25 protein-coding genes are annotated in these 21,973 nt (G+C 55.5%); 9 read left to right on the forward strand and 16 right to left on the reverse strand.

Annotation, left to right across the window (positions count from 1 at the left end):
* Nucleotides 1-4 precede the first annotated feature (4 nt).
* The 4 genes from ACTJJA_RS20090 to ACTJJA_RS20105 form a co-directional block, all read right to left on the reverse strand.
* Nucleotides 5-484 (reverse strand): GlcG/HbpS family heme-binding protein, encoded by a 480-nt coding sequence (locus ACTJJA_RS20090; protein ID WP_218308098.1) that lies wholly within the window; start codon nucleotides 482-484, stop codon nucleotides 5-7.
* Nucleotides 485-578: 94 nt separating this feature from the next.
* Entirely contained in the window at nucleotides 579-1,190 is a 612-nt protein-coding gene (locus tag ACTJJA_RS20095; RefSeq protein WP_440669011.1) for a response regulator transcription factor, read from the reverse strand.
* Nucleotides 1,183-2,508 carry a sensor histidine kinase gene (locus ACTJJA_RS20100; protein WP_440669012.1) on the reverse strand — a complete coding sequence of 442 codons (1,326 nt, stop codon included), beginning with the start codon at nucleotides 2,506-2,508 and terminating at the stop codon, nucleotides 1,183-1,185. The genes ACTJJA_RS20095 and ACTJJA_RS20100 overlap by 8 nt, the downstream gene beginning before the upstream one ends.
* Nucleotides 2,509-2,613: 105 nt before the next feature.
* Nucleotides 2,614-2,781 carry a hypothetical protein gene (locus tag ACTJJA_RS20105; RefSeq protein WP_042713742.1) on the reverse strand — a complete coding sequence of 56 codons (168 nt, stop codon included), beginning with the start codon at nucleotides 2,779-2,781 and terminating at the stop codon, nucleotides 2,614-2,616.
* Nucleotides 2,782-3,028: 247 nt separating this feature from the next.
* Here ACTJJA_RS20105 and ACTJJA_RS20110 point away from each other — a divergent pair, with 247 nt between their 5' ends.
* From ACTJJA_RS20110 to ACTJJA_RS20125, 4 genes are read left to right on the forward strand one after another with little or no spacing between them, the layout of a single operon-like run.
* On the forward strand, nucleotides 3,029-3,859 hold the full coding sequence (locus tag ACTJJA_RS20110) for an ABC transporter substrate-binding protein (protein WP_029485049.1): 831 nt from the start codon (nucleotides 3,029-3,031) through the stop codon (nucleotides 3,857-3,859).
* Between the two features lies 1 nt (nucleotide 3,860).
* Complete coding sequence (locus ACTJJA_RS20115) at nucleotides 3,861-4,676, forward strand: amino acid ABC transporter ATP-binding protein (RefSeq protein WP_042713739.1); 816 nt, start codon at nucleotides 3,861-3,863, stop codon at nucleotides 4,674-4,676.
* A complete protein-coding gene (locus tag ACTJJA_RS20120) occupies nucleotides 4,676-5,422 on the forward strand; it encodes an amino acid ABC transporter permease (protein WP_440669013.1) in 747 nt (248 codons plus the stop codon). Before ACTJJA_RS20115 ends, ACTJJA_RS20120 begins: the two co-directional genes overlap by 1 nt.
* Nucleotides 5,406-6,092, forward strand: coding sequence for an amino acid ABC transporter permease (locus ACTJJA_RS20125; protein WP_440669014.1), 687 nt, complete (start codon nucleotides 5,406-5,408; stop codon nucleotides 6,090-6,092). The genes ACTJJA_RS20120 and ACTJJA_RS20125 overlap by 17 nt, the downstream gene beginning before the upstream one ends.
* On the opposite strand, the gene fumD is transcribed toward ACTJJA_RS20125, so the two are convergent.
* The 4 genes from fumD to ACTJJA_RS20145 form a co-directional block, all read right to left on the reverse strand.
* Nucleotides 6,073-6,282 carry a fumarate hydratase FumD gene (gene fumD / locus ACTJJA_RS20130; protein WP_008500615.1) on the reverse strand — a complete coding sequence of 70 codons (210 nt, stop codon included), beginning with the start codon at nucleotides 6,280-6,282 and terminating at the stop codon, nucleotides 6,073-6,075. The genes ACTJJA_RS20125 and fumD overlap by 20 nt on opposite strands.
* A 108-nt stretch (nucleotides 6,283-6,390) precedes the next feature.
* Nucleotides 6,391-7,203 carry a MetQ/NlpA family ABC transporter substrate-binding protein gene (locus ACTJJA_RS20135; RefSeq protein WP_010430254.1) on the reverse strand — a complete coding sequence of 271 codons (813 nt, stop codon included), beginning with the start codon at nucleotides 7,201-7,203 and terminating at the stop codon, nucleotides 6,391-6,393.
* Between the two features lie 28 nt (nucleotides 7,204-7,231).
* The gene (locus tag ACTJJA_RS20140) at nucleotides 7,232-7,900 is read right to left on the reverse strand and encodes a methionine ABC transporter permease (RefSeq protein ID WP_440669015.1); all 669 of its coding nucleotides are present in this window, start codon (nucleotides 7,898-7,900) and stop codon (nucleotides 7,232-7,234) included.
* Nucleotides 7,893-8,915 (reverse strand): methionine ABC transporter ATP-binding protein, encoded by a 1,023-nt coding sequence (locus ACTJJA_RS20145; protein ID WP_089599778.1) that lies wholly within the window; start codon nucleotides 8,913-8,915, stop codon nucleotides 7,893-7,895. Before ACTJJA_RS20145 ends, ACTJJA_RS20140 begins: the two co-directional genes overlap by 8 nt.
* Before the next feature lie 401 nt (nucleotides 8,916-9,316).
* Between ACTJJA_RS20145 and ACTJJA_RS20150 the strand changes: the two genes are divergently transcribed.
* From ACTJJA_RS20150 to lpp, 5 genes are all read left to right on the forward strand, one after another.
* On the forward strand, nucleotides 9,317-10,687 hold the full coding sequence (locus ACTJJA_RS20150; RefSeq protein ID WP_440669016.1) for a pyridoxal-phosphate dependent enzyme: 1,371 nt from the start codon (nucleotides 9,317-9,319) through the stop codon (nucleotides 10,685-10,687).
* 11 nt (nucleotides 10,688-10,698) lie between these two features.
* A complete protein-coding gene (locus ACTJJA_RS20155) occupies nucleotides 10,699-11,844 on the forward strand; it encodes a trans-sulfuration enzyme family protein (protein ID WP_440669017.1) in 1,146 nt (381 codons plus the stop codon).
* A 73-nt stretch (nucleotides 11,845-11,917) separates the two neighbouring features.
* Nucleotides 11,918-12,214, forward strand: a complete 297-nt coding sequence (ynhH, locus tag ACTJJA_RS20160) for a protein YnhH (protein WP_419716694.1) — start codon at nucleotides 11,918-11,920, stop codon at nucleotides 12,212-12,214.
* Nucleotides 12,215-12,221: 7 nt separating this feature from the next.
* Nucleotides 12,222-13,634: a pyruvate kinase PykF gene (pykF, locus tag ACTJJA_RS20165; RefSeq protein ID WP_010430242.1), complete on the forward strand. Its 1,413-nt coding sequence runs from the start codon at nucleotides 12,222-12,224 to the stop codon at nucleotides 13,632-13,634.
* Nucleotides 13,635-13,945: 311 nt separating this feature from the next.
* Nucleotides 13,946-14,182, forward strand: a complete 237-nt coding sequence (gene lpp, locus ACTJJA_RS20170; protein ID WP_010430241.1) for a murein lipoprotein Lpp — start codon at nucleotides 13,946-13,948, stop codon at nucleotides 14,180-14,182.
* Nucleotides 14,183-14,242: 60 nt separating this feature from the next.
* Here lpp and ldtE read toward each other — a convergent pair whose 3' ends face one another.
* The 8 genes from ldtE to ACTJJA_RS20210 all read right to left on the reverse strand — a co-directional run bounded on the left by ldtE (nucleotide 14,243) and on the right by ACTJJA_RS20210 (nucleotide 21,912).
* A complete protein-coding gene (gene ldtE, locus ACTJJA_RS20175) occupies nucleotides 14,243-15,256 on the reverse strand; it encodes a L,D-transpeptidase LdtE (RefSeq protein ID WP_440669018.1) in 1,014 nt (337 codons plus the stop codon).
* Between the two features lie 97 nt (nucleotides 15,257-15,353).
* On the reverse strand, nucleotides 15,354-15,770 hold the full coding sequence (gene sufE, locus ACTJJA_RS20180) for a cysteine desulfuration protein SufE (RefSeq protein WP_100166932.1): 417 nt from the start codon (nucleotides 15,768-15,770) through the stop codon (nucleotides 15,354-15,356).
* Nucleotides 15,771-15,784: 14 nt separating this feature from the next.
* On the reverse strand, nucleotides 15,785-17,005 hold the full coding sequence (gene sufS, locus ACTJJA_RS20185) for a cysteine desulfurase SufS (protein WP_100166933.1): 1,221 nt from the start codon (nucleotides 17,003-17,005) through the stop codon (nucleotides 15,785-15,787).
* Nucleotides 17,002-18,273: a Fe-S cluster assembly protein SufD gene (sufD, locus tag ACTJJA_RS20190; RefSeq protein ID WP_440669019.1), complete on the reverse strand. Its 1,272-nt coding sequence runs from the start codon at nucleotides 18,271-18,273 to the stop codon at nucleotides 17,002-17,004. Before sufD ends, sufS begins: the two co-directional genes overlap by 4 nt.
* Entirely contained in the window at nucleotides 18,248-18,994 is a 747-nt protein-coding gene (gene sufC, locus ACTJJA_RS20195; protein WP_440669020.1) for a Fe-S cluster assembly ATPase SufC, read from the reverse strand. Before sufC ends, sufD begins: the two co-directional genes overlap by 26 nt.
* 9 nt (nucleotides 18,995-19,003) lie before the next feature.
* Nucleotides 19,004-20,494 carry a Fe-S cluster assembly protein SufB gene (gene sufB / locus ACTJJA_RS20200; RefSeq protein WP_032657798.1) on the reverse strand — a complete coding sequence of 497 codons (1,491 nt, stop codon included), beginning with the start codon at nucleotides 20,492-20,494 and terminating at the stop codon, nucleotides 19,004-19,006.
* Nucleotides 20,495-20,502: 8 nt separating this feature from the next.
* Nucleotides 20,503-20,871 carry a Fe-S cluster assembly scaffold SufA gene (sufA, locus tag ACTJJA_RS20205; RefSeq protein WP_010430228.1) on the reverse strand — a complete coding sequence of 123 codons (369 nt, stop codon included), beginning with the start codon at nucleotides 20,869-20,871 and terminating at the stop codon, nucleotides 20,503-20,505.
* A 306-nt stretch (nucleotides 20,872-21,177) separates the two neighbouring features.
* Entirely contained in the window at nucleotides 21,178-21,912 is a 735-nt protein-coding gene (locus ACTJJA_RS20210; RefSeq protein ID WP_440669021.1) for a MerR family transcriptional regulator, read from the reverse strand.
* Nucleotides 21,913-21,973: the final 61 nt, after the last annotated feature.

Here is a 21,973-nt window from a genome sequence, read left to right on the forward strand (position 1 = left end):
GATGTTACTTCTTCAGCCCGTCAATGGCTGCCTGAGCACAGGCCTCATCCAGATGACCGCCCGGCGCCCCGCCGATACCAATCGCCCCGATCACCTCATCGCCCTCTTTAACGGGTAAGCCACCCGCCAGCAGCAGGAAGCCTGGGATATCACGCATATTCTGCGCGCCCGCGTTGTTCTGCGCCGCTTCCATCACTTTGCCTGAGGCATTCTTCGAGCTGAGCGCCGTGAAGGCTTTCATTTCACTGGCTTTGACCGTATGTGGGCCCGCATTATCGGTGCGCTGTACCGCTTTCACCACACCCGCACGGTCAACCACGGTCACCGAAACCTGATAGTTCTTCGCCAGACACGCCTGAACGGCAGAGTTTGCCAGCGCATTGGCCTGGGCCAGGGAGAGATTTTTCTGGCTCACGGAATCTGCCTGCGCAGTCAGACTTACACTACCCGCGACCAGCGCTGCCGCCATCATTAACTTTTTCATTGCATAACCTCGAATAGAATAACTGAAGACCATTCGAGGATACCGGGACAGGCAACGACGCGTAATTCGGTTGATTACGCACGCATCCTGGTAATTATACGGATTGCAATTTGTCGTACTCGCGGCTTGCCTGAACTAGGCTCGTGACGCCCAGCTTGGCAAACGCGGCTGCACGATGCGCTTCCACCGTGCGCGGCGACAGGTTAAGCCGCGCCGCCACCTCTTTATTGCTGAGCCCTTCCATCAACACCGCCAATACCTCACGTTCCCGCGCGGTGAGTTGTTCAAAGCGCGCTTTTATTCGTGAGAGCGCCTGCCATGCGGCGAACCGTCGCTGGCTCTCCTCACACGCCAGCCCCACGGATTCGATAAGCTTGTCCGCATCCAGCGGCTTGGTGAAAAACTCAAAGACGCCGTTACGGAACGCCCGGCGGCAGGCGTCGACGCTGCCGTGCCCGGTCATGATAATCACCGGCAGCAGCGGCCACGGCCACTCGCCCTCTTCCAGCCACGTCAGTCCCCCTTTTCCCGGCATGCGCATATCCAGCAGCAGGCAGCCGACGAGCGTTGAGTCCTTAACATGGGCCGAGGTAAACGCGTCGATACTCCCGAATGTCTTCACTTCCCAGCCCATGCCCGAAAGTAAAAATGCCATCGACTCTCTGATGGATTCATCGTCATCGATCAGCCAGATTATATTATCCATGCGTCGTCTCCTTTCCATTAGCCAGTTGCAGGACGATTCGCGCCCCTCCCTCCGGCGAATTACCCAGCGTAATCGATCCGTTCATGCGCGTCATCAGTGACTCCGTCAAGGTCATCCCCAGGCCAATGCCCTCTTCTCTGCCGCTGTAAAACGGCATAAAGGCATTCTGTAGCGCCTCCGGGCTAAAACCGGGGCCGTCATCCGTCACGATGACCTGAATGCCATTTGCGCCTTTCCGGCTTTCGATCCGCACCCAACCCTGCGCGTTCGCCTGTTGAGCCTGAATCGCATTGCTGAGCAGATTGTGTAGGACCTGCTCAAGCCAGAGTCTGTCAGCCAGAACCGTCGTTGCCTCCGGTGTAAACGCATGGGTAACGATGATATGTTCAGCGCGTCTCTCGTGCTCCAGTAAATTCACAACCTGCTGCCAGCATTGCGCCAGGTCGGTTTCGCGCAGCGTCACTTTCTCCTGCACCACGTGTTCACGAAAACGGGTTAACAGGGCGCTGATACGCTGTGTTTGCACCAGCGCTGCTGCCAGCGCCTGGGACACCGCCTGTGGATTGTCCAGCTTTTGCTGTCGCTGCGCGCCCTGGATCCAGGTCTGCACGGCCGTGAGCGGCTGGTTGATCTCATGGACAATACCCGCAGTGATCTCCCCCAGCGTGTTCAGTCGGGCATGCTGGTAATACAAGGCGCGCTGCTCTGCGTCTCGTCTTGCCTTACGCTGCCAGAGCGCCGCGCTGCCCACCGCAATGATCACACCCCATCCAAGAAAGACGGCCAGGAAGATAAACCACTGAATACCGAGCCAGTCTGGCTGAGCATCGGCTGAAAGCACGAAGGGTTGCGTTACCTGCGGGAAGGAGCGTGCCCAGTGCCAGAAGGCATCTGAAGAGTGTGGTTCGCTTCGCTTCGAATAATAGACTTCCAGGCGCTCAAAGGCATGATGCGTATTGAGTAGTGGGGCAAGATCAACCCGTACACGGATTTGCCGCCAGGGATTGTAGAGCCAGTATTGTCGATCGCTGGCGGGCTCAACGCGGGCGGCGTCCAGCGCGCGTCCGGTTGTTTTCTCCAGCGCAAGAAGATGGGGGAATTTTTTATTCAGTGCCGTGATATCTTCATCACCGCTCAGTAGCGGCAATACAGACTCGTTCTGCGTAAGGACGGCGCTAATCTCAGAAAAGAGCGCCGAATACTCCCGATCGCGCTCCCAGTACTGCCGGCGAATTTGTTCGGCATAGAGCAGGATACCGCTGACAAAGCAGACGATGATCCAGACAATGATGGCGCGCGTGAACAGTGTGTTTTTCATTCCGTTAACTGGCAGGTTTTACAGCCTGTCACATTAACAGTTAACGATTGTCATAACAAAAAAACGCACAGCTCATTCCAGTACATTTCGCGCGTCCGGCGCAATTCAGCGTGACGTTTTATCATAGAACCACTCCGGATCGATGTTGGCAACGTCCACGCCATACAGGCTGGCGACAGGCAGTATCGACTCAAGAACCCGTTGCGCGCTGTTCTCCGCATTGACCTGCCGGGTCGCAAAAAACCGCCGTAACGTGCTTATCCATTTTTTCATTGTCTTTACCCCTCTTCGCTTTGCCTGACCTAAGTTAAACACTCAAATTCGGCGCGAGGGAAATACCAATATCGTCTGTTCATGTGCAGTATCTGCAAATAGCGTCCCCTTTCATTTACCTGTTCATAACACCCTGTTCACTAATGCTTTTTTGCTTATAGCAAAGAACGATTTCTTATTTGGCGATAGCTTTCGCTTATGGGAGCGTAAAGGGACAAAACAAAAAACGACGGGATGAAGTATGACTATGGCAGCAAAAACGAAAGGGTTTAACAAACGGACACTGGTTCTGGGATTACTGGCAGCCGGGAGCCTGCTTTCAGCGCAGGTACAGGCCGATCAGCTGGCGGATATTAAGGCCGCAGGGGTGGTGAAAGTCGCCACCTTTGACGCCAATCCGCCGTTTGGCTCTATTGATGCAAAGACGCACGACATCGTGGGTTACGACGTGGACTTTGCCAAAGCGCTGGCAAAATCACTCGGCGTGAAGCTTGAACTGGTTGCCACCAATCCGGCGAACCGAATTCCGTTGCTTCAGTCCGGTAAAGCAGATCTGATCGTGGCGGATATCACCATCACCCCGGAACGCGCACAGGTGATTGATTTCTCAACCCCCTATTTCGTGACCGGACAACAGTTCCTGGTCCCCGCCAAATCACCCGATAAGCTGGATGAATACAGCCGGGCACGCATTGGTGCGGTGAAAGGGACAACGGGCGAGCAGGCGCTGCACCAGCGTTTCCCGCAGTCTCGCGTGCTCTCTTATGATGACATTCCTCTGGCGCTGACGGCGCTGCGCAACGGCAACGTGCAGGCCATCACCCAGGACAGCACTATTCTTGCAGGCCTGCTGGCACAGGCCCCGGATAAAGCGAACTTTAAAATCCTGCCCGATCTGCTCAGCAAGGAAGAGATTGGCGTTGGGGTGAAAAAAGGTGAAACCGCGCTGCTGAAGGCCGTTAACGATGAGCTGGTTAATCTCGAGAAGAACGGTCAGGCGGCTAAAATCTACGATGTCTGGTTTGGCCCAAACACGCCCGCTCCACAGCCTCGCGCCTTTAAAATAGAAGCCCAGTAATATGCTCTCAGGTTTATTTTCACACTCCGCGGCCGGTGCCGCGGATTTTTCACATCTGGAACACGCCAGCGTCGAGTTTCGTGACGTCGTAAAACGTTACGGCGACCATGAGGTATTAAAAGGCATTAACCTCAGCATTTCTCCGGGTGAAGTGGTGGCGATCCTCGGTCCATCCGGTTCGGGGAAATCGACGTTGATCCGTCTCATCAACCAGCTTGAAACCCTCAGTAACGGCGACATTCTGATTGATAACAAACCCACCGCCCGGCTTGCCACTGCGGCACTGCGCCAGTTACGCAGCCGCGTCGGTTTTGTGTTCCAGCAATTTAACCTTTACGCCCACCTCACCGCCAGCCAGAACATTACCCTGGCGCTGGAACATGTGCACGGCTGGAAGCCGCAGCCTGCCCAGGAGCGCGCGCTGGCGCTGCTGGAAAAGGTCGGGATGCTGGAAAAAGCCCATCATTTTCCCGCACAGCTCTCCGGCGGCCAGCAGCAGCGCGTGGCGATTGCTCGCGCGCTGGCCTCGTCGCCGCAAATCATTCTCTTTGATGAGCCGACGTCAGCCCTCGATCCCGAGATGATTGGCGAAGTGTTATATGTAATGAAAGCCCTCGCCCACAGTGGGATCACCATGATTGTGGTGACGCACGAGATGCAGTTTGCCCGGGAGATTGCTGACCGGATCGTCTTTATCGACGGTGGACACATTCTCGAAACCGCCCCGCCTGCGCAATTTTTCAGTCAACCGTCGCATCCACGCGCCCAGCGATTCCTGCAAAAAGTGCTCGACCCGCTTCACCAGGAGCCGCTGTAATGGCCGCGCTCGACTGGCAGGGAGTGCTGACCGGGCAGCCCCTGCAGTGGATAGTATCCGGTTTTCTCACCACGCTGTGGGTCACGCTCGCGGGCGTGGTACTTGCCACCCTGCTTGCGTTGTTTTTTCTGCTGCTTCGCCTCTCCGCAGGACGGTTCGGTCATGCCGTCGTCAGCGGCTGGGTCTCGCTGTTTCGCAACACACCGCTGCTGGTACAGCTCCTGTTCTGGTACTTCGCCGCCTGGAACGGACTGCCGCTCGGGTTTCGGGACGTCGTGAATGCCGATCACACCTGGTCGATTTTGCCCGGTGACGTCTGGTGGTTCACGCCTGAATTTTTATGTTCTGCCTGGGGGCTGGGCGTGTTCACCTCGGCCTTTTTAATTGAGGAGATTGAGTCCGGGCTGCGTTCCGTCCCCAACGGACAGCGGGAGGCAGCGCTGGCGCAGGGGTTTTCTGCCTGGCGGTTATTTCGCTACATTCTGCTGCCGCAAGGGCTGGCGAATGCCTGGCAGCCTGTCGTCGGTCAGTATCTCAACCTGATGAAGCTCTCCTCGCTCGCCAGCGGCATTGGCTTTGCCGAACTCACCTATCAGGTGCGGCAGATTGAAAGCTATAACGCGCACGCGCTGGAGGCCTTTACCGTGGGAACCGCACTGTATCTGCTTACCGGCGTGCTAATGGGTATGCTACTGACGCGACTCGGCCCCCGCGCAGGGAGGACTCAGCATGATTGCCGGATTTAACGTGATTGTTGATAACCTGGATTATCTGCTGTGGGGACGTGCTGCTGCGGGTGAACCCGGTGGCGTGTTGCTCTCGCTGCTGATGGCCGCGGGAGCCGCCATACTTGCTCTGCCCTGCGGTATTGCGCTGGCGTGCGCCGCGTGGCGCTATCCCGGGCTTGGGCGTAAGGCGCTGTTCCTGTGGGCAGAGTTGATACGCGGTATTCCGCTCATCTTTGTGATTTTCTGGATGTGGTATCTGCTGCCGCTGATGACCGGCGGCGATCTGCCCGGCGCTCTTACTGTGACGCTGGCGCTGGCCTGGTTCACGGCGGCATCGGTCATGCATTCGGTACTCGCCGGACTAAACGCGTTGCCCACCGGGCAATATGAAGCGGCACTGACTCAGGGATTCAGCACGCGGCAAACCTTGTGGCGCGTGCTGCTCCCGCAGGTGATGCGCAATATTCTGCCGTCTCTGGTGGGGATATTTATCAGCCTGCTGAAGGATACGTCGCTGGCGTTTATTGTGAACGTACCTGAACTGACCACCGTGGCGGGCCAGGTGAACAACCGGGTGCAAATCTACCCGGCGGCCATTTTTATCTTTACGGGGGTGGTTTACTACCTGCTGTGCTGCTCGCTTGAGCAACTCGCAAAGCGCTGGCGCATTACCCGGCCAGCGCTTTAACCACCGTTTCCATCGCTTCGGTTGTCAATTCACTGCGTTTGACGCGCTGGTTCGCCAGCGCGGTTCGCAGCACACCGGCAATCACAATATGCTTTGGCTCCTGCCCTAAATCACGCATTTCGAGAACGACCTTGCCGACCACCCGACACATCTCCTGGTACAGCGCTTCGTCTTTGGTCACATTGCCCATTACCTTCACTCCATTGCCCTAAAGCGTCAGCTTAAATGATTCATCGGCTGGATACAAAAAAGAAGCCCGACGAGAGACTCGCCGGGCTTCATCTGTAAAATCAGCTAATTAGTTGTTGACGGGAATGACCGCACCTTTGTATTTGGTGCGGATCCAGTCCTGAATCTCTTTGGAGTGCAGGACGTTCACCAGCGCAACGATATCTTTTTTCTTCTCATCACCGCGGTGTACGGTAATGATGTTGGCGTACGGGTTATTTTCACCACTCTCTACCGCAATCGGATCGTGAACCGGGTCCAGACCTGCATCAATGGCGTAGTTGGCGTTGATCACCACCGCAGCGCCTTCGTCGTTGTTGTACATCTGCGGCAGCAGAGACGCTTCGACGTTAGGTGTGAACTGCAGCTTTTTCGGGTTCTCGACGATATCGCTGATGCGTGCGGTCACTTTATCAATGCCCGGCTTCAGCTTGATCACGCCCTCTTTCTCGAAGATAGAAAGAATGCGGCCCTCTTCGGAAACCGCGTCACGCATGATGATCTTGCCGCCTTCCGGCAGGTCTTTCAGCGACTTGTATTTTTTAGAGTAGATGCCGATTGGCTCAATGTGGATCGCGCCTGCGCTGACAAAATCGTAGTCCTTATCGCCCGCATGATCTTTCAGCACGCTGTTCAGGTAAGGAATGTGCTGGAAATAGTTCGCATCGATGTCACGTCCCGCCAGCGCGGTGTTAGGCAGAATGTAGTCCTGGAACGGTTTAATCTCCAGGTCGATACCCTGCTTCGCCAGAATCGGCTTCGCCTGCTCCAGAATTTCGGCGTGCGGCGTGTTGGACGCGCCTACGGTCAGCGTGTCAGCCCAGGAGGCGAAGCTCAGGGCACTCAGGGTTGCTGCGGCGATCAGTGTCAGTGTCTTTTTCATGATGATGGTTCCTGTGTGTTATTAGAGATTATCTTTTGTCTAACAGTGAAGTAATGACATCGCCGCAGAACTGGATAATGAAAACGATGATTAATATGGTCACCGTTGCCACCAGCGTGACGTCACCATGGTTGCGCTGGAATCCTTCCAGATAAGCCAGATTTCCCAAACCGCCGGCGCCAATCACCCCCGCCATTGCGCTGTAGCTCACCAGCGCAATCAGCGTCACCGTAATACCTGAAACCAGTGCAGGTGATGATTCCGGCAGTAAAACCCGAAACACTAACGTGCTCAGTCGTGCGCCCATCGAGCGCGTTGCTTCTATAACGCCTTTGTCCACTTCACGCAGGGCGATTTCCACCAGGCGTGCGTAGAACGGTGCTGCGCCCACAATCAGCGCCGGGAGTGCCGCGTTGGCGCCAAGGATGGTCCCCACGATGGTTTTCGTGAACGGGATCAGCAATACAATCAGGATGATGAACGGAATGGAGCGGAACACGTTCACCACAATCGAAATCACGCTGTAGACCGTTCGGTTATGGAACAGCCCGTCGCGCGCGGTTAAAAACAGCGCCAGACCGAGCACGAGCCCCAGAACAAAGGTCGCCACGCCGGAGAGCGCGGTCATGTACAGCGTCTCCTGGGTTGCTGCCCACAGTTGGTCCCACTTCAGATGCGGAAAGAGATCCTCAGCCATGTTTAATCACCTCGCCTTCAATATCGCTGTGCTGCAGGTCGGCGAGGATATTGTTCAGTTGTTCATCAGATGCCACCACGTGCACCCAGAGTTGCCCGAAAACACCGTGGGCGGTTTGCGTCATTTTTCCGTGCAGGATGTTAAACGGCAGGCCATAGCGCAGCGTTAATTCACCGACGACAGGCTTATGCGTGCTATGTCCGGTAAAGGTCAGCTTGATAACCGTACCTTCCAGTTCATTTGCCAGCTCAGCGTTGAAGGTCTCTTCCTCGGCGTACTGGCTCACCTGACGAACAAACTGTTGCGTGATGGGCTGTTGCGGATGGGTAAAGACGCTCAGGACATCGCCCTCTTCCACCACCTTGCCATTCTCCATCACCGCCACGCGGTCGCAGATTTTGCGCACCACGTGCATCTCGTGGGTGATCAGCACGATGGTGAGTTTGAAACGACGGTTAATATCCAGCAGCAGATCGAGGATCTGATCGGTGGTCTGTGGGTCAAGAGCCGACGTGGCTTCGTCGCAGAGCAGCACGTCCGGATTATTGGCCAGTGCGCGCGCAATGCCCACGCGCTGTTTTTGCCCGCCGCTCAGCTGGGACGGGTACGCATTCTCACGCCCTTTCAGGCCGACCAAATCCACCAGCTCAGCAACGCGCGCCTTGATATTGGCTTTAGGCACGCCCGCGATTTGCATCGAGAAGGCGATGTTCTCGTTAACCGTTCGCGACCAGAGCAGGTTGAAATGCTGGAACACCATGCTGATCTTCAGTCGCGCCTGGCGTAAGGCTTCGCCCTTAGCGGCAGAAATATTCTGCCCGTTGATGGTGACGCTGCCGGTACTGGGTTTTTCCAGACCGTTCAGCAGGCGGATAAGCGTACTTTTCCCGGCGCCGCTGTAACCGATAATCCCGTAAATCTGTCCCTGCGCTATCGTCAAATTGACATTATCAACGGCTGTCAGTGCCACCTTTCCGTTGTCAAAAACCTTCGAAATATTGCTCAGTACAATCATTCTTATTCGTTATCCGTTCCGCCCATGGCGGTTTAGCAGTATGGATGTCCAAACGATAGTAAACAGGCGTTATCAGGTTTTAAATGAACAAAAAAGAATTTGTTATAACTTTAGGAAATAAACAGCGGATTTAACGGCTGGAAAGCATTTAGATCATTTTCAGCAATGATTATCTGCCATACGCATATTCGATGGCTGACCCGCTGAAAAAATGGTCATTTTTGCAGCATTTTATCCCGATATATCCATCCTCACATCCAGACAACTTTACGTCTTGCTGTCCTTACATCCGAAAACATGCTGAATATTCCTTTCTGTTCTAAAAGGCAGTGAAACGTTCTTTATTGAGAAATTTTCATGGTCCTATCATCCGGTCATGACCTCCTTAAAGGAAAAAGACCATGACGATTTATCACTCCGTCACCGAACTGATTGGCCACACGCCGCTTATCCAGCTGCACAAACTGGATACCGGTCCCTGCTCCTTGTTTCTGAAGCTGGAAAACCAAAACCCCGGCGGCTCGATTAAAGACCGCGTTGCGCTGTCGATGATCAACGAAGCGGAGCGCACCGGCCAGCTACAGCCGGGTGGCACGATTATTGAAGCGACGGCGGGCAATACCGGCCTCGGCCTGGCCCTGATCGCCGCGCAGAAAGGCTACTCGCTGATCCTGGTAGTACCCGATAAAATGAGCCGCGAAAAGATTTTCCACCTGCGCGCGCTGGGGGCTCAGGTGGTGTTGACCCGCTCCGATGTGAATAAGGGGCATCCGGCCTATTACCAGGATTACGCCCAGCGTCTGGCCAACGAGCTGCCCGGCGCGTTTTACATCGACCAGTTCAATAATGAGGCCAACCCGCTGGCGCACCGCACCACTACGGCGCCGGAACTGTTTGAACAGCTTGACGGGCGGATCGACGCCATTGTTGTCGGCGTGGGCTCTGGCGGCACGCTGGGGGGATTGCAGGCGTGGTTTGCGGAACACTCCCCAGATACGGAGTTTGTCCTGGCAGACCCGGCCGGATCGGTTCTGGCCGACCAGGTGGAAACCGGACGCTATCACGATGCCGGCTCATGGCTGGTTGAAGGGATTGGCGAAGACTTTATTCCGCCGCTGGCCCACATCGAAGGGGTGAATCGCGCCTGGCGCATCACCGACCGCGAAGCCTTCACCACCGCACGCGAGCTACTGAAAACGGAAGGCATTCTGGCGGGCTCCTCCAGCGGCACGCTGCTGGCGGCGGCGCTGAAATATTGTCAGGCGCAGACCACGCCAAAACGCGTGGTCACCTTCGCCTGCGACAGCGGCAATAAATACCTCTCGAAGATGTTCAACGATGACTGGATGCGTCAGCAAGGGCTCATCACGCGCCCTCAGTCTGGCGATCTCTCCGACTATATTGCCCTGCGTCACGATGAAGGTGCCACCGTCACCGCCGCCCCGGACGACACGCTTTCAACCGTACTGGCGCGCATGCGTTTGTATGACATCTCCCAGCTTCCGGTGCTGGAGAGCGGCAAGGTGGTGGGCATTATCGACGAGTGGGATCTGCTGCGGCATATCGGCGGCGATGGCGATCGCTTCGCCCTTCCGGTGACGGCAGCCATGACGCGTCAGGTGGAGTTCCTTGATAAACACGCCCCTGAGAGCGCCCTGAACGCTATTTTCGACCGTGGCCTGGTGGCCGTTATTAATGACAACGACCGCTTTTTGGGTCTGATCACGCGCAGCGACGTCCTGACCGCCTGGCGCAACCGTCTACAACAATAAAGGAATAAGAGATGAAAAACCTGGCAACCCTGAGCGTTCACAGCGGCGAGTTCAACGACCAGCACGGCGCCGTCATGCCGCCGATTTACGCTACCTCAACGTTTGCGCAACCGTCACCCGGCGAGCATACCGGCTATGAGTATTCCCGCAGCGGCAACCCCACCCGCCACGCGCTGGAAACCGCCATCGCCGAACTGGAAGGCGGCTCGCGCGGCTACGCGTTTGCCTCCGGTCTGGCGGCCATCTCCACGGTGCTCGAACTGCTGGATAAAGACAGCCATATTGTCGCCATCGATGACGTTTACGGCGGGACGTATCGCCTGATTGAAAACGTGCGCAAGCGCAGCACCGGTCTGCAGGTCAGCTGGGTTAAACCGGACGATCTGGCCGGGCTTGAGGCCGCCATTCGTCCGGAAACCCGCATGGTGTGGGTCGAAACGCCAACCAACCCGCTGCTAAAGCTGGCGGATCTGGCGGCCATTGCGCAAATTGCCCGTCGTCATAACGTCATCAGCGTGGCGGATAACACCTTCGCGTCGCCGGTGATCCACCGTCCGCTTGAATCAGGTTTCGATATCGTGGTGCACTCCGCCACCAAATACCTCAACGGCCACTCCGACGTCGTCGCCGGGCTGGCGGTGGTGGGAGATAACAAGACGCTGGCTGACAAGCTCGGCTATCTGCAAAACGCGGTGGGTGGCGTTCTGGATCCGTTCAGCAGTTTCCTGACCCTGCGCGGTATTCGTACCCTTGCGCTGCGCGTCGAAAAACACAGCACCATCGCGCTGGCGATTGCGCAATGGCTCGATCAACATCCTCTGGTGGAAAACGTTTTCTATCCCGGTCTGGAATCGCATCCACAATATCAGCTTGCCCGTACGCAGATGGCGCTGCCAGGCGGGATGATTTCCGTTGTGGTGAAAGGCGATGCGCAACGCGCCACCGAGGTGATCCGCAACCTGAAGTTGTTCACCCTCGCGGAAAGTCTGGGCGGCGTGGAGAGTCTGGTGAGCCAGCCGTACAGCATGACCCATGCGTCAATTCCGCTGGAACAACGCCTGGCAAACGGCATTGTGCCGCAGCTGATCCGCCTGTCAGTCGGAATTGAAGATCCGAAAGACCTGATTGCCGACCTCAGCCAGGCGCTGCAAAAATAAGCAAAATGCGGCAGGTCAGGCACCTGCCGCCATAAGTTGTCATTATGCCTTAACGCCTTGATAACAAACTTATGTGAATCTGCACAGATTATTTTTGAAACGCTGTTTCCATTTTCCTTTTATCTTAAAATCAGCGTATAATGCGCGCCAAATCCCTGGTGAATGGTTTCAGCGCTTGGAATACAAAAAACAACGTACAACTTCTCCTCTCCTTCGTTGGGCTGACACTCAGGCACACTTTCTTCTGCACGCTCATTTGATGTCTCCTATCCTTAGTGCGTGTCATATACTCTTTTGCAACACAGGTTTGACTCCGCGGCGGTGCGCCCCCGGAGCGAGATTTCCATATCCTTCCCAACTTAAAGACTAAGACTGTCATGAAAAAGACGAAAATTGTTTGTACTATCGGCCCGAAAACCGAATCTGAAGAGATGCTGAGCAAAATGCTGGATGCCGGCATGAACGTGATGCGTCTGAACTTCTCCCACGGCGACTATGCAGAGCACGGCCAGCGTATCCAGAACTTGCGCAACGTGATGAGCAAGACCGGCAAAAAAGCCGCTATTCTGCTGGACACCAAAGGTCCGGAAATCCGTACCATCAAACTGGAAGGCGGTAACGACGTTTCTCTGAAAGCGGGCCAGACCTTCACCTTCACCACCGACAAATCCGTTGTTGGCAACAGCGAAATCGTTGCAGTGACCTACGAAGGCTTCACCAGCGATCTGTCCGTCGGCAACACCGTGCTGGTGGATGATGGTCTGATCGGCATGGAAGTTACCGCTATCGAAGGTAACAAGGTTATCTGTAAAGTGCTGAACAACGGCGACCTGGGCGAGAACAAAGGCGTTAACCTGCCGGGCGTCTCTATCGCGCTGCCAGCACTGGCTGAAAAAGACAAACAGGACCTGATCTTTGGTTGCGAGCAAGGTGTTGATTTCGTTGCTGCATCCTTCATCCGTAAGCGTTCCGACGTGGTTGAGATCCGTGAGCACCTGAAAGCGCACGGCGGCGAGAAGATCCAGATCATCTCCAAAATTGAAAACCAGGAAGGCCTGAACAACTTCGACGAAATTCTCGAAGCGTCTGACGGCATCATGGTTGCCCGTGGCGACCTGGGCGTTGAAATCCCGGTTGAAGAAGTGATCTTCGCGCAGAAGATGATGATCGAGAAATGCGTTCGCGCGCGTAAAGTGGTTATCACTGCAACGCAGATGCTGGACTCCATGATCAAAAACCCACGTCCTACCCGCGCTGAAGCAGGCGACGTGGCGAACGCCATCCTCGACGGTACTGATGCAGTGATGCTGTCCGGTGAGTCAGCTAAGGGTAAATACCCGCTGGAAGCGGTCGGCATCATGGCGACCATCTGCGAGCGTACTGACCGCGTGATGACCAGCCGTCTGGACTTCAACAACGACAGCCGCAAACTGCGCATCACCGAAGCTGTGTGCCGCGGTGCAGTTGAAACCGCTGAGAAACTGGACGCACCGCTGATCGTGGTAGCGACCCAGGGCGGTAAATCTGCTCGTGCAGTGCGTAAATACTTCCCGGATGCCACCATCCTGGCCCTGACCACCAATGAAACCACCGCGCGTCAGCTGGTGCTGAGCAAAGGCGTGGTTGCCCATCTGGTGAAAGAGATCGCGTCTACCGATGATTTCTACATTCAGGGTAAAGCGATGGCGCTGGAAAGCGGTCTGGCACAGAAAGGCGACGTTGTGGTGATGGTTTCTGGTGCCCTGGTTCCAGCAGGTACCACTAACACTGCATCTGTTCACGTACTGTAATAATTCCCGAACGAATTATTTTTTGATAGAAAGCGTCCTTCGGGGCGCTTTTTTTATTCCTGTCATTAGCCCTATCTATTCAAAAAGCAAATCGGGTTTTTCTATTTAATTGCGATTTATCTAAGATGAATCCGATGAAAAATGCCTTTTTTAACATGGCTTTTTCGACAAAAAGGCCAAATTCGTTGCTTCTTTGAGCGAACGATCAAAAATAGGCGTATTCCCATCAAAAAAATATTCTCAACCCAAAAAACTTTGTGTAATACTTGTAACGCTACATGGAGATTAACTCAATCTAGAGGGTATTAATAATGAATCGTACTAAACTGGTACTGGGCGCGGTAATCCTGGGTTCTACTCTGCTGGCAGGTTGCTCCAGCAACGCTAAAATCGATCAGCTGTCTTCTGACGTTCAGACTCTGAACGCTAAAGTTGACCAGCTGAGCAACGACGTGAACGCAATCCGTTCCGACGTTCAGGCTGCTAAAGACGACGCAGCTCGCGCTAACCAGCGTCTGGACAACCAGGCTACTAAATACCGTAAGTAATAGTACCTGTTAATAAAATGGCGCACATTGTGCGCCATTTTTTTTGCCTTCGTCAAACCCCTACTGCGTCACCCTCTCCCCTTCCTCTTCGGCTACCGCAGCTGACACCCGACTGTTCTGCACCGACAACACGCTGTTGCTGGCTGATGGGCCATTACCGGCAGATACTACCACCGGGATCCCCGCACGACGTGACAGGGCTTTATCGATAAGCGCTTTATCACTCCCCGATTGAGACACGAAGGATGCGAAATCTTCGGAGTGGCTAATGGGCGCAACCTGTGGGTTTTCCCCTTCAACCTGCGCTAACGGACGGTGTACTTCGATGTAGCGTTTCCCGTCCGGCTCGACGGCAAACTTCACCGGCTCATTGATAATCTGGACCCGCGTGCCAACACGCACCTGCCCAAACAGCGCTTTGATATCCGGCGCGTTCATCCGCATACAGCCTGAACTGACCCGTAAACCAACGCTGTCCGGCGCGCTGGTGCCGTGGATAAGATATTCACCGTTCCCTACGCCTAAACGCAGCGCAAAGCGTCCTAACGGGTTATTTGGCCCTGCTGGCACGACCGGCGGCAATTTTATTCCTTGCGCCAGAGAGCGCGCCCTGATGCCCGCTGTCGGTGTCCAGGTTGGATTAGGGATTTTCTGACTCACGCGGGTGGTCGTCACCGGCGTTTCCAGTCCCAGTTGCCCGATACCGAGCGGGAAGACCTGAACGATATTCTCCCCAGGCGGGAAATAGTAAAGCCGAAGCTCAGCCAGGTTGACCACGATCCCTTCCCGCGGCGTATCCGGCAGCAGCATTTGAGAAGGAATGGTGATCACCGTCCCCGGCGCGGGGTTCACCGGTGCAATGGTATTATTGGTTTCAAGAATAAGCTGGGCAGCCGTATTAAACCGGCGGGCAATGGCCTGCAGTTTATTGTCACCTTCCTGAATCGTGTAGGTTTGATTTTGCCCAATCAGACGGCTGCCTGCGGGCGGCAACGGATAATCCACTGCCCGGGCCGAATTAAGCACACCGAGCGAACCAAGGAGTAATAGAGTTATTAGAGACGCGCGCTTCATGCTGAGATTCCTTATTCACTGACAGAACGCCAGAAAGCTGAAAAACCAGCGAGGCGGGAACCACCTCGCGAAACAGAATGAATGCTGTTCTGTAAGTCTAGCTAAGGATTGCAGCTTTGGCGCGAATGCCGCGGATCATCGCTTCCAGTCCCTGGGAGCGGGACGGGGTGAGATGTTGGGTGAGCGCCATTTTTTCGAACCAGGGACGAACATCAAAAGCGACAATGTCCTGCGCCGACATCTGGTGATAGAGGATAAAGACGACGGCAATAAGCCCTTTCACAATCGCAGCGTCGCTGTCGCCGTGTAATTCGATAGTGCCGTCGTCAGATTGCTTCATCACAATCCACACCTGGCTCTGGCAGCCCTGAATAATATTATCCGGGTTATGCGCCTCTTCGCTGAGCGGCGCTAAACGCTGCCCCAACTCAATAATATAGAGATATTTCTCTTCCCAGTTAGCGCAACGCCCGAAGTTGCGCAGCAATTTATCTTTATCCGGCAGTTCTGCCATCTTTCGCCTCTCCGTTAGCCCAGCAACTGGTGAATGCGCTTAAGCCCCGCCACCAGCCTGTCGACCTCTTCCGTTGTGTTGTACATTACCAGCGACGCGCGGCACATTGCCGGCACCTGGTAAAACGCCATCAGGGGCATGGCGCAGTGATGCCCGGTACGGACCGCCACGCCATAATTATCCAGAAAACTGCCCACGTCATAGGCGTGATGTTTACCCAGATTAAACGCAATCACACCCTGTCGGTCAGCCGGGCCGTATAAGGTTAGATCCGGTACGCTGGCAAGCTGGGCAAGCGCATAGTGCATCAGCACCTGTTCGTATTCCTGAATGGCGTCAAGGCCAATTGAGGAGACCCAGGAGATGGCCGCCCCCAGACCAATAATACCGCCGGTGTTTGGCGTGCCCGCCTCAAAGCGCCACGGCGCGCGCGCATAGGTGGTGCCCTCCGACAGGCTAACGGTGGCGATCATCGACCCGCCCCCTTCCCACGGTGGCATCGCCTGCAGGATCGCCTCTTTGACGTACAGCACGCCTATCCCGGTCGGCCCATAGAGCTTATGGCCTGAAAAGACATAGAAGTCACAGTCCAGCGCCTGGACATCAACCGCGTGGTGCATCACCGCCTGCGCGCCGTCAATCAGTACCTTCGCCCCTGCCTGATGGGCCTTTGCGATAATCTCCGCCACCGGGTTCTCAGTCCCCAGGACGTTAGAAACCTGGGTGACCGCCACCAGCCGCGTGCGCTCATCCAGCAACGCGTCAAGCTGCTCAAGCTGAAGCGTCCCGTCGGCATTCAACGGGATCACCCGCAGCTGCGCGCCAACGCGCTCGCAGAGCATTTGCCACGGCACGATATTGGCGTGGTGCTCCATTTGCGTGATGACGATGTTATCGCCCGCATGCACCTGCGCGTTGCCCCAGCTGTTGGCGACCAGGTTGATCCCTTCGGTGGTGCCGCGCACGAAGACCAGCTCTTCAGGCGATTGCGCGTTGAGGAAGGCGGCAATCTGCGTGCGCACGTTTTCCATGCGCTGGGTCGCCTCGGCGCTCAGGGTATGAATACCGCGATGCACGGCGGCGTAGCCGTGACGATAGAATTCGGCTTCTGCATCCACCACCTGATTCGGTTTCTGCGCGCTGGCCGCGCTGTCCAGATAGGCCAGCGGCAGACCGTTCACTTCACGGGTCAGAACGGGAAAATCTGCCCGTACTTTCTCGACGGGAAAACTCATGCTTCGCCTCCAGGCAGACGCTGACCTATACGGGCCAGCACCTGCTGTTTTAACGCGCCATCTTGCAGCGCTTCCGTCAGCTCGGCGGCAAACGCGTAGATGATCATCTTCTGCGCCGCCTGCCGATCGATACCGCGGGAGCGCAGGTAGAACATCTGCTCATCGTCAATCCGCCCGACCGTCGCACCGTGGCTGCATTTCACGTCATCGGCGTAGATCTCCAGCTGCGGTTTGGTGTCCACTTCAGCCAGACGCCCCAGCAGCAGGTTGTTGTTGGTCATCTGTCCGTCGGTTTTAATGGCGTGCTGGGCCACGTTAATCAGGCCGTTAAACACTGCGCGCCCTTTGTCGCTGACGATAGTTTTATGCAGCTGACGGCTGTTGCAATAGCCTTTGTTGTGCTCAAGCCAGGTGCGCGTGTCGCACACTTCAGATTTGACCGGCATCGCCAGGCTGTTAATGCGTAGCGTGGTATTTTCACCGTTAAGCTGGGTGCTGGTATTGTGGCGCAGCACCGCGCTGCCGAGCAGGAAGCTATGACTGTAGGCCGCGGCATCTTGCCCAAGTAAAATGTCGTTATGGGCAAAGTGGTGGCTCTGCGGGTTCTCAAACGCCAGCTTGATGTGGTGAAGCTGGGCATTGGCCGCCACATTCATCGTCAGACGCGAGCCGGTAAAATGGCGCGTCTCGTTGAGGCTGACGTAATGTTCAATCACCGTGGCCTCCGCCCCCTCCGCCAGTTCAAGATGGTGGCGATAGTGCGCGGTGTTGATTTCGTCGCCGTCAAGACCCTGATTGATATGCATCAGGAGCAGCGGCTTCGCCGGACGCTGGTTACGTTTCACGCTGATATGCGTCACAGACTGCGCCAGGCTTTCGGTGAGATGCAGGAAGACCTCCGGCTGCACCGGTGCGGCCAGACTCGGATGAACGTCATTCACGTCGATCTGAAAGCCGCTGTGTCGCGTCTCGTCACTGAGTTCCGGGTGAAACACGCCGTCGACAAAGACCAGACGCAGCGCATCCACAGGTAACGCCAGCCCGTCTCGCTGGGCCGGCGTGACGTCCGCCGAGCGCGTGACAAACTCGCCGTTCAGCAGGCCATCGAGCGGTGTGTATTTCCAGTTTTCGTGCTTACGGGTGGGCAGACCCAGACGCAGCATCTGCTGAAGGTGCTGCTGGGCCTGTTCAGAACGCGATTGCCCCTGCGTTTCAAACAGCCGGTGCCACTGCTGGAGTGCATTACTGCTGTTCGGTAAGCCAGCCATAACCCTGCTCCTCCAGTTGTTTAACCAGCGTGAAATCGCCGGATTTCACAATGCGCCCCTGGTAAAGCACGTGGACGTAGTCTGGTTTGATGTAGTCAAGAATGCGCTGGTAGTGGGTGACGATAATAAACGAGCGCTTGCCGTCACGCAGCGAGTTCACCCCGTCTGCGACAATCTTCAGGGCGTCGATGTCCAGGCCTGAATCGGTCTCATCAAGAATGCACAACTCGGGCTCGAGCACCGCCATCTGCAGAATGTCGTTACGCTTTTTCTCACCGCCGGAGAAGCCGACGTTGACCGAACGGGTCAGCAGGTCTTCCGGCATTTTCAGCAGCTTGATCTTCTCTTCCATCAGATCCTGGAAGTCGAAGCGGTCCAGCGCCTCGAGACCGCGATATTTGCGCACCGCGTTCAGCGCCGTCTGCAGGAAGAACTGATTGCTGACGCCCGGAATTTCTACCGGGTACTGGAAGGCCATAAAGATGCCCTCCCCAGCCCGCTCTTCCGGCGACATCTCAAGCAGATCTTTGCCGTTAAACTCGACGGAGCCGTGGGTGACTTCGTAATCTTCGCGTCCTGCCAGCGTCGCGGAAAGCGTACTTTTCCCGGAGCCGTTCGGCCCCATGATGGCGTGAACTTCACCCGGCTTGACGTCAAAATTGAGGCCACGCAGGATCTCTTTCTCTTCCACGCTAACCTGTAAATCTTTAATGCTTAACATGTGCTTTCCTTAACCGACGCTGTGTTCAAGACTAATGGCGAGGAGTTTTTGTGCTTCAACGGCGAATTCCAGCGGCAGTTCAGAGAACACGTCCTTACAGAAGCCGTTCACAATCATTGAAATGGCATCTTCTTCACTGATCCCGCGCTGCAGGCAGTAGAAGAGCTGGTCTTCCCCGATGCGCGACGTGGTCGCTTCGTGCTCAAGCTGGGCCGTGTTATTACGGCACTCGACGTACGGGAAGGTATGCGCGCCGCAGTCAGCGCCAATCAGCATCGAGTCACACTGGGTAAAGTTACGCGCGTTGGTAGCCGTCGGCATGATTTTCACCAGCCCGCGATAGCTGTTCTGGCTGTGCCCGGCGGAGATCCCTTTCGAGATAATGGTGGATTTGGTGTTTTTACCAATGTGGATCATCTTGGTGCCGGTATCGGCCTGCTGATGGCCGCTGGTCAGCGCCACCGAGTAAAACTCGCCGATGGAGTTATCCCCGCGCAGGATGCAGCTCGGGTATTTCCAGGTAATGGCCGAGCCGGTTTCCGACTGGGTCCAGGACATCTTGCTGTTTTCGCCTTCGCACAGCGCGCGCTTGGTAACGAAGTTCAAAATGCCGCCGGTATTGCCGTCGCCCGGGAACCAGTTTTGCACCGTGGAGTATTTCACCTCGGCGTCTTTGTGAATGATGACTTCCACCACCGCCGCGTGCAGCTGATAGCTGTCGCGTACCGGCGCGGAACAGCCTTCGATATAGCTGACGTAGCTACCTTCATCGGCCACCAGAATGGTACGTTCGAACTGGCCGGTTTTTTCCGCGTTGATACGGAAATAAGTCGACAGCTCCATCGGGCAACGTACGCCTTTTGGTACGTAAATAAAGGTGCCGTCGGAGGCCACCGCCGCGTTGAGCGCCGCAAAGAAATTATCGTTAGAGGGCACCACGGTTCCAATGTACTTTTTCACCAGTTCCGGATGATCGTGAATCGCTTCGCCGAAGGAGCAGAAAATGATCCCCTGCTCTGCCAGCTTCTCGCGGTAGGTGGTCGCCACCGAGACGGAGTCGAAAATGGCGTCCACCGCCACCTCTTTCCCTTCGCGAACGGGCACGCCAAGCTGATTAAAGGCCTCTTCAACTTCTTTGCTCAGGAAGCTGTTTTCTGCGCCGGTTTGCTGTACCGCACCCGGCTGCGAGGCGCAGGTGTCGTCACAGCTGCCGCAGGAGGGCGCGGAGTAGTAGCTGTAATCCTGATAGTTCAGCTTGTCGTAGTGCGCTTTCAGCCAGTGCGGCTCTTCCATTTCCAGCCAGGCGCGGAAGGCACTCAGACGAAATTCGAGCATCCATTCGGGCTCGTTACGTTTGGCCGAGATCGCCCGCACGACATCTTCGTTGATGCCTTTCGCCAGCTCATCGGTCTGCAGCTGCGTGAAGAACCCTTCTTTATAATTCAGGTGTCCGCCGCTCCAGGTGTTCACATCACTCGTTGCTTCAGTATTACGAGACATAGTACCGCCTATACCCCAAAGCTTTCGCCGCAGCCGCATTCGTTCTGGGCTTTCGGGTTATGAAATTTGAATAACTGGTTTAAGCCTTCGCGGACGTAGTCCACTTCGGTGCCGTCGATAAAGGGCATCGCCTGCAGCGCCACGAACAGTTTCGCGCCATCGGTTTCGAAGACCAGGTCATCTTTCTCGGGTTCGGTGACGGTATCAAGCACGTAACCAAAACCTGCGCATCCGGTCTGTTTGACGCCTAAACGCACGCCGAGGATCTCGGGCTTTTTCGCCACCAGCTCGTGAATGTGTGCCGCCGCCGCTGGCGTGAGCGTTAAACCGCGCCAGGCAAAATCGGCCGGATTAAAGGTTTCTGAATGCAGTTCCATAGGTCCACCTCGTCTGAATAGCCATCAGGGCATAACACCATGTTAGTGATAACGATTATCACTTCAACCCCCTGTCAGTAGGGGCATCTGGGTAAACCGCCCTTTTTGGTTACTTTTATTAAGCATAGACCCTGTAGAAGGATGCAGGCAGAATGGATTTAATTGTTCAATGCATTGATAAATAATGCATTTCGCCGCAGCATTTGTGGCGGACAGGAGAAAAGTAAAATATGCATCGGAAATGCCTATTTTTAAGATAGCTTTTGCTCAGGAAGTGACAAAAACAAAAAAGGCCCTCAAGGCCTCTTACGATCGGTGATGAAATGAAACAGCAAATCCCTGTTCACGCCAGTGATCAAGCTGTTCCTGCTGGCGAGGTGTGGGGGATTTCCCCGTCCAGACGAAGATTTTTTGCCCCGGGAACAGTTCAGGACGCGGTGAATCGATGGGTTCAGCCAGCACGTCAATATGCCAGCCCTTCTGTGCCAAACGCGCGGCTTCAAGCCAAAGATGCGTTCGGTCGTCGCATTCCCAGCCGATCAGGAGAGCATCTTTACCGGCTTTCTTACGGGATTCCGCGAGGCTTGCAAACGCGAATTCGATCAGTACGCCGTCAAAAAGACTCGCCATGTGACGCACGGTGTTTTGGTCCTGGTTCATTCGCTGTCGGACCGGAGAAATAATGTTATCGATCAGCGCATCCATCGCATGATCGCGGCGGAACTCGCCGATTTTGGCGCGCAGTTTACCTGGGCTGGCGTAACGCAGAACCGTCATCATCTCTTCCTGGAAAGAGATCCAGTTACCCTGCGTCAGCTCTTCTTTGGTTTCCAGTAACGCTTTGACTTTTCCGACCGAGACGCCGGTTTTCATCAGGCGCTTGATCTCTTCGATACGCAGGATATCCTCATCGTCAAACTGACGATGGCCCCCTTCGCTGCGTTGCGGCTTCAACAAACCATAACGGCGTTGCCAGGCACGCAGCGTAACGGGGTTGATACCGCATCGTTCGGCGACTTCGCCGATACTGTAATAGGCCATTAACTCCCTCACGCTCAAAACCTTCATACCTAACCGCACCAACCTTATCAGATTGTACAAC

This window comes from Enterobacter sp. 22452 (genome assembly GCF_052045065.1).
GTDB classification, from domain to species: domain Bacteria; phylum Pseudomonadota; class Gammaproteobacteria; order Enterobacterales; family Enterobacteriaceae; genus Enterobacter; species Enterobacter mori.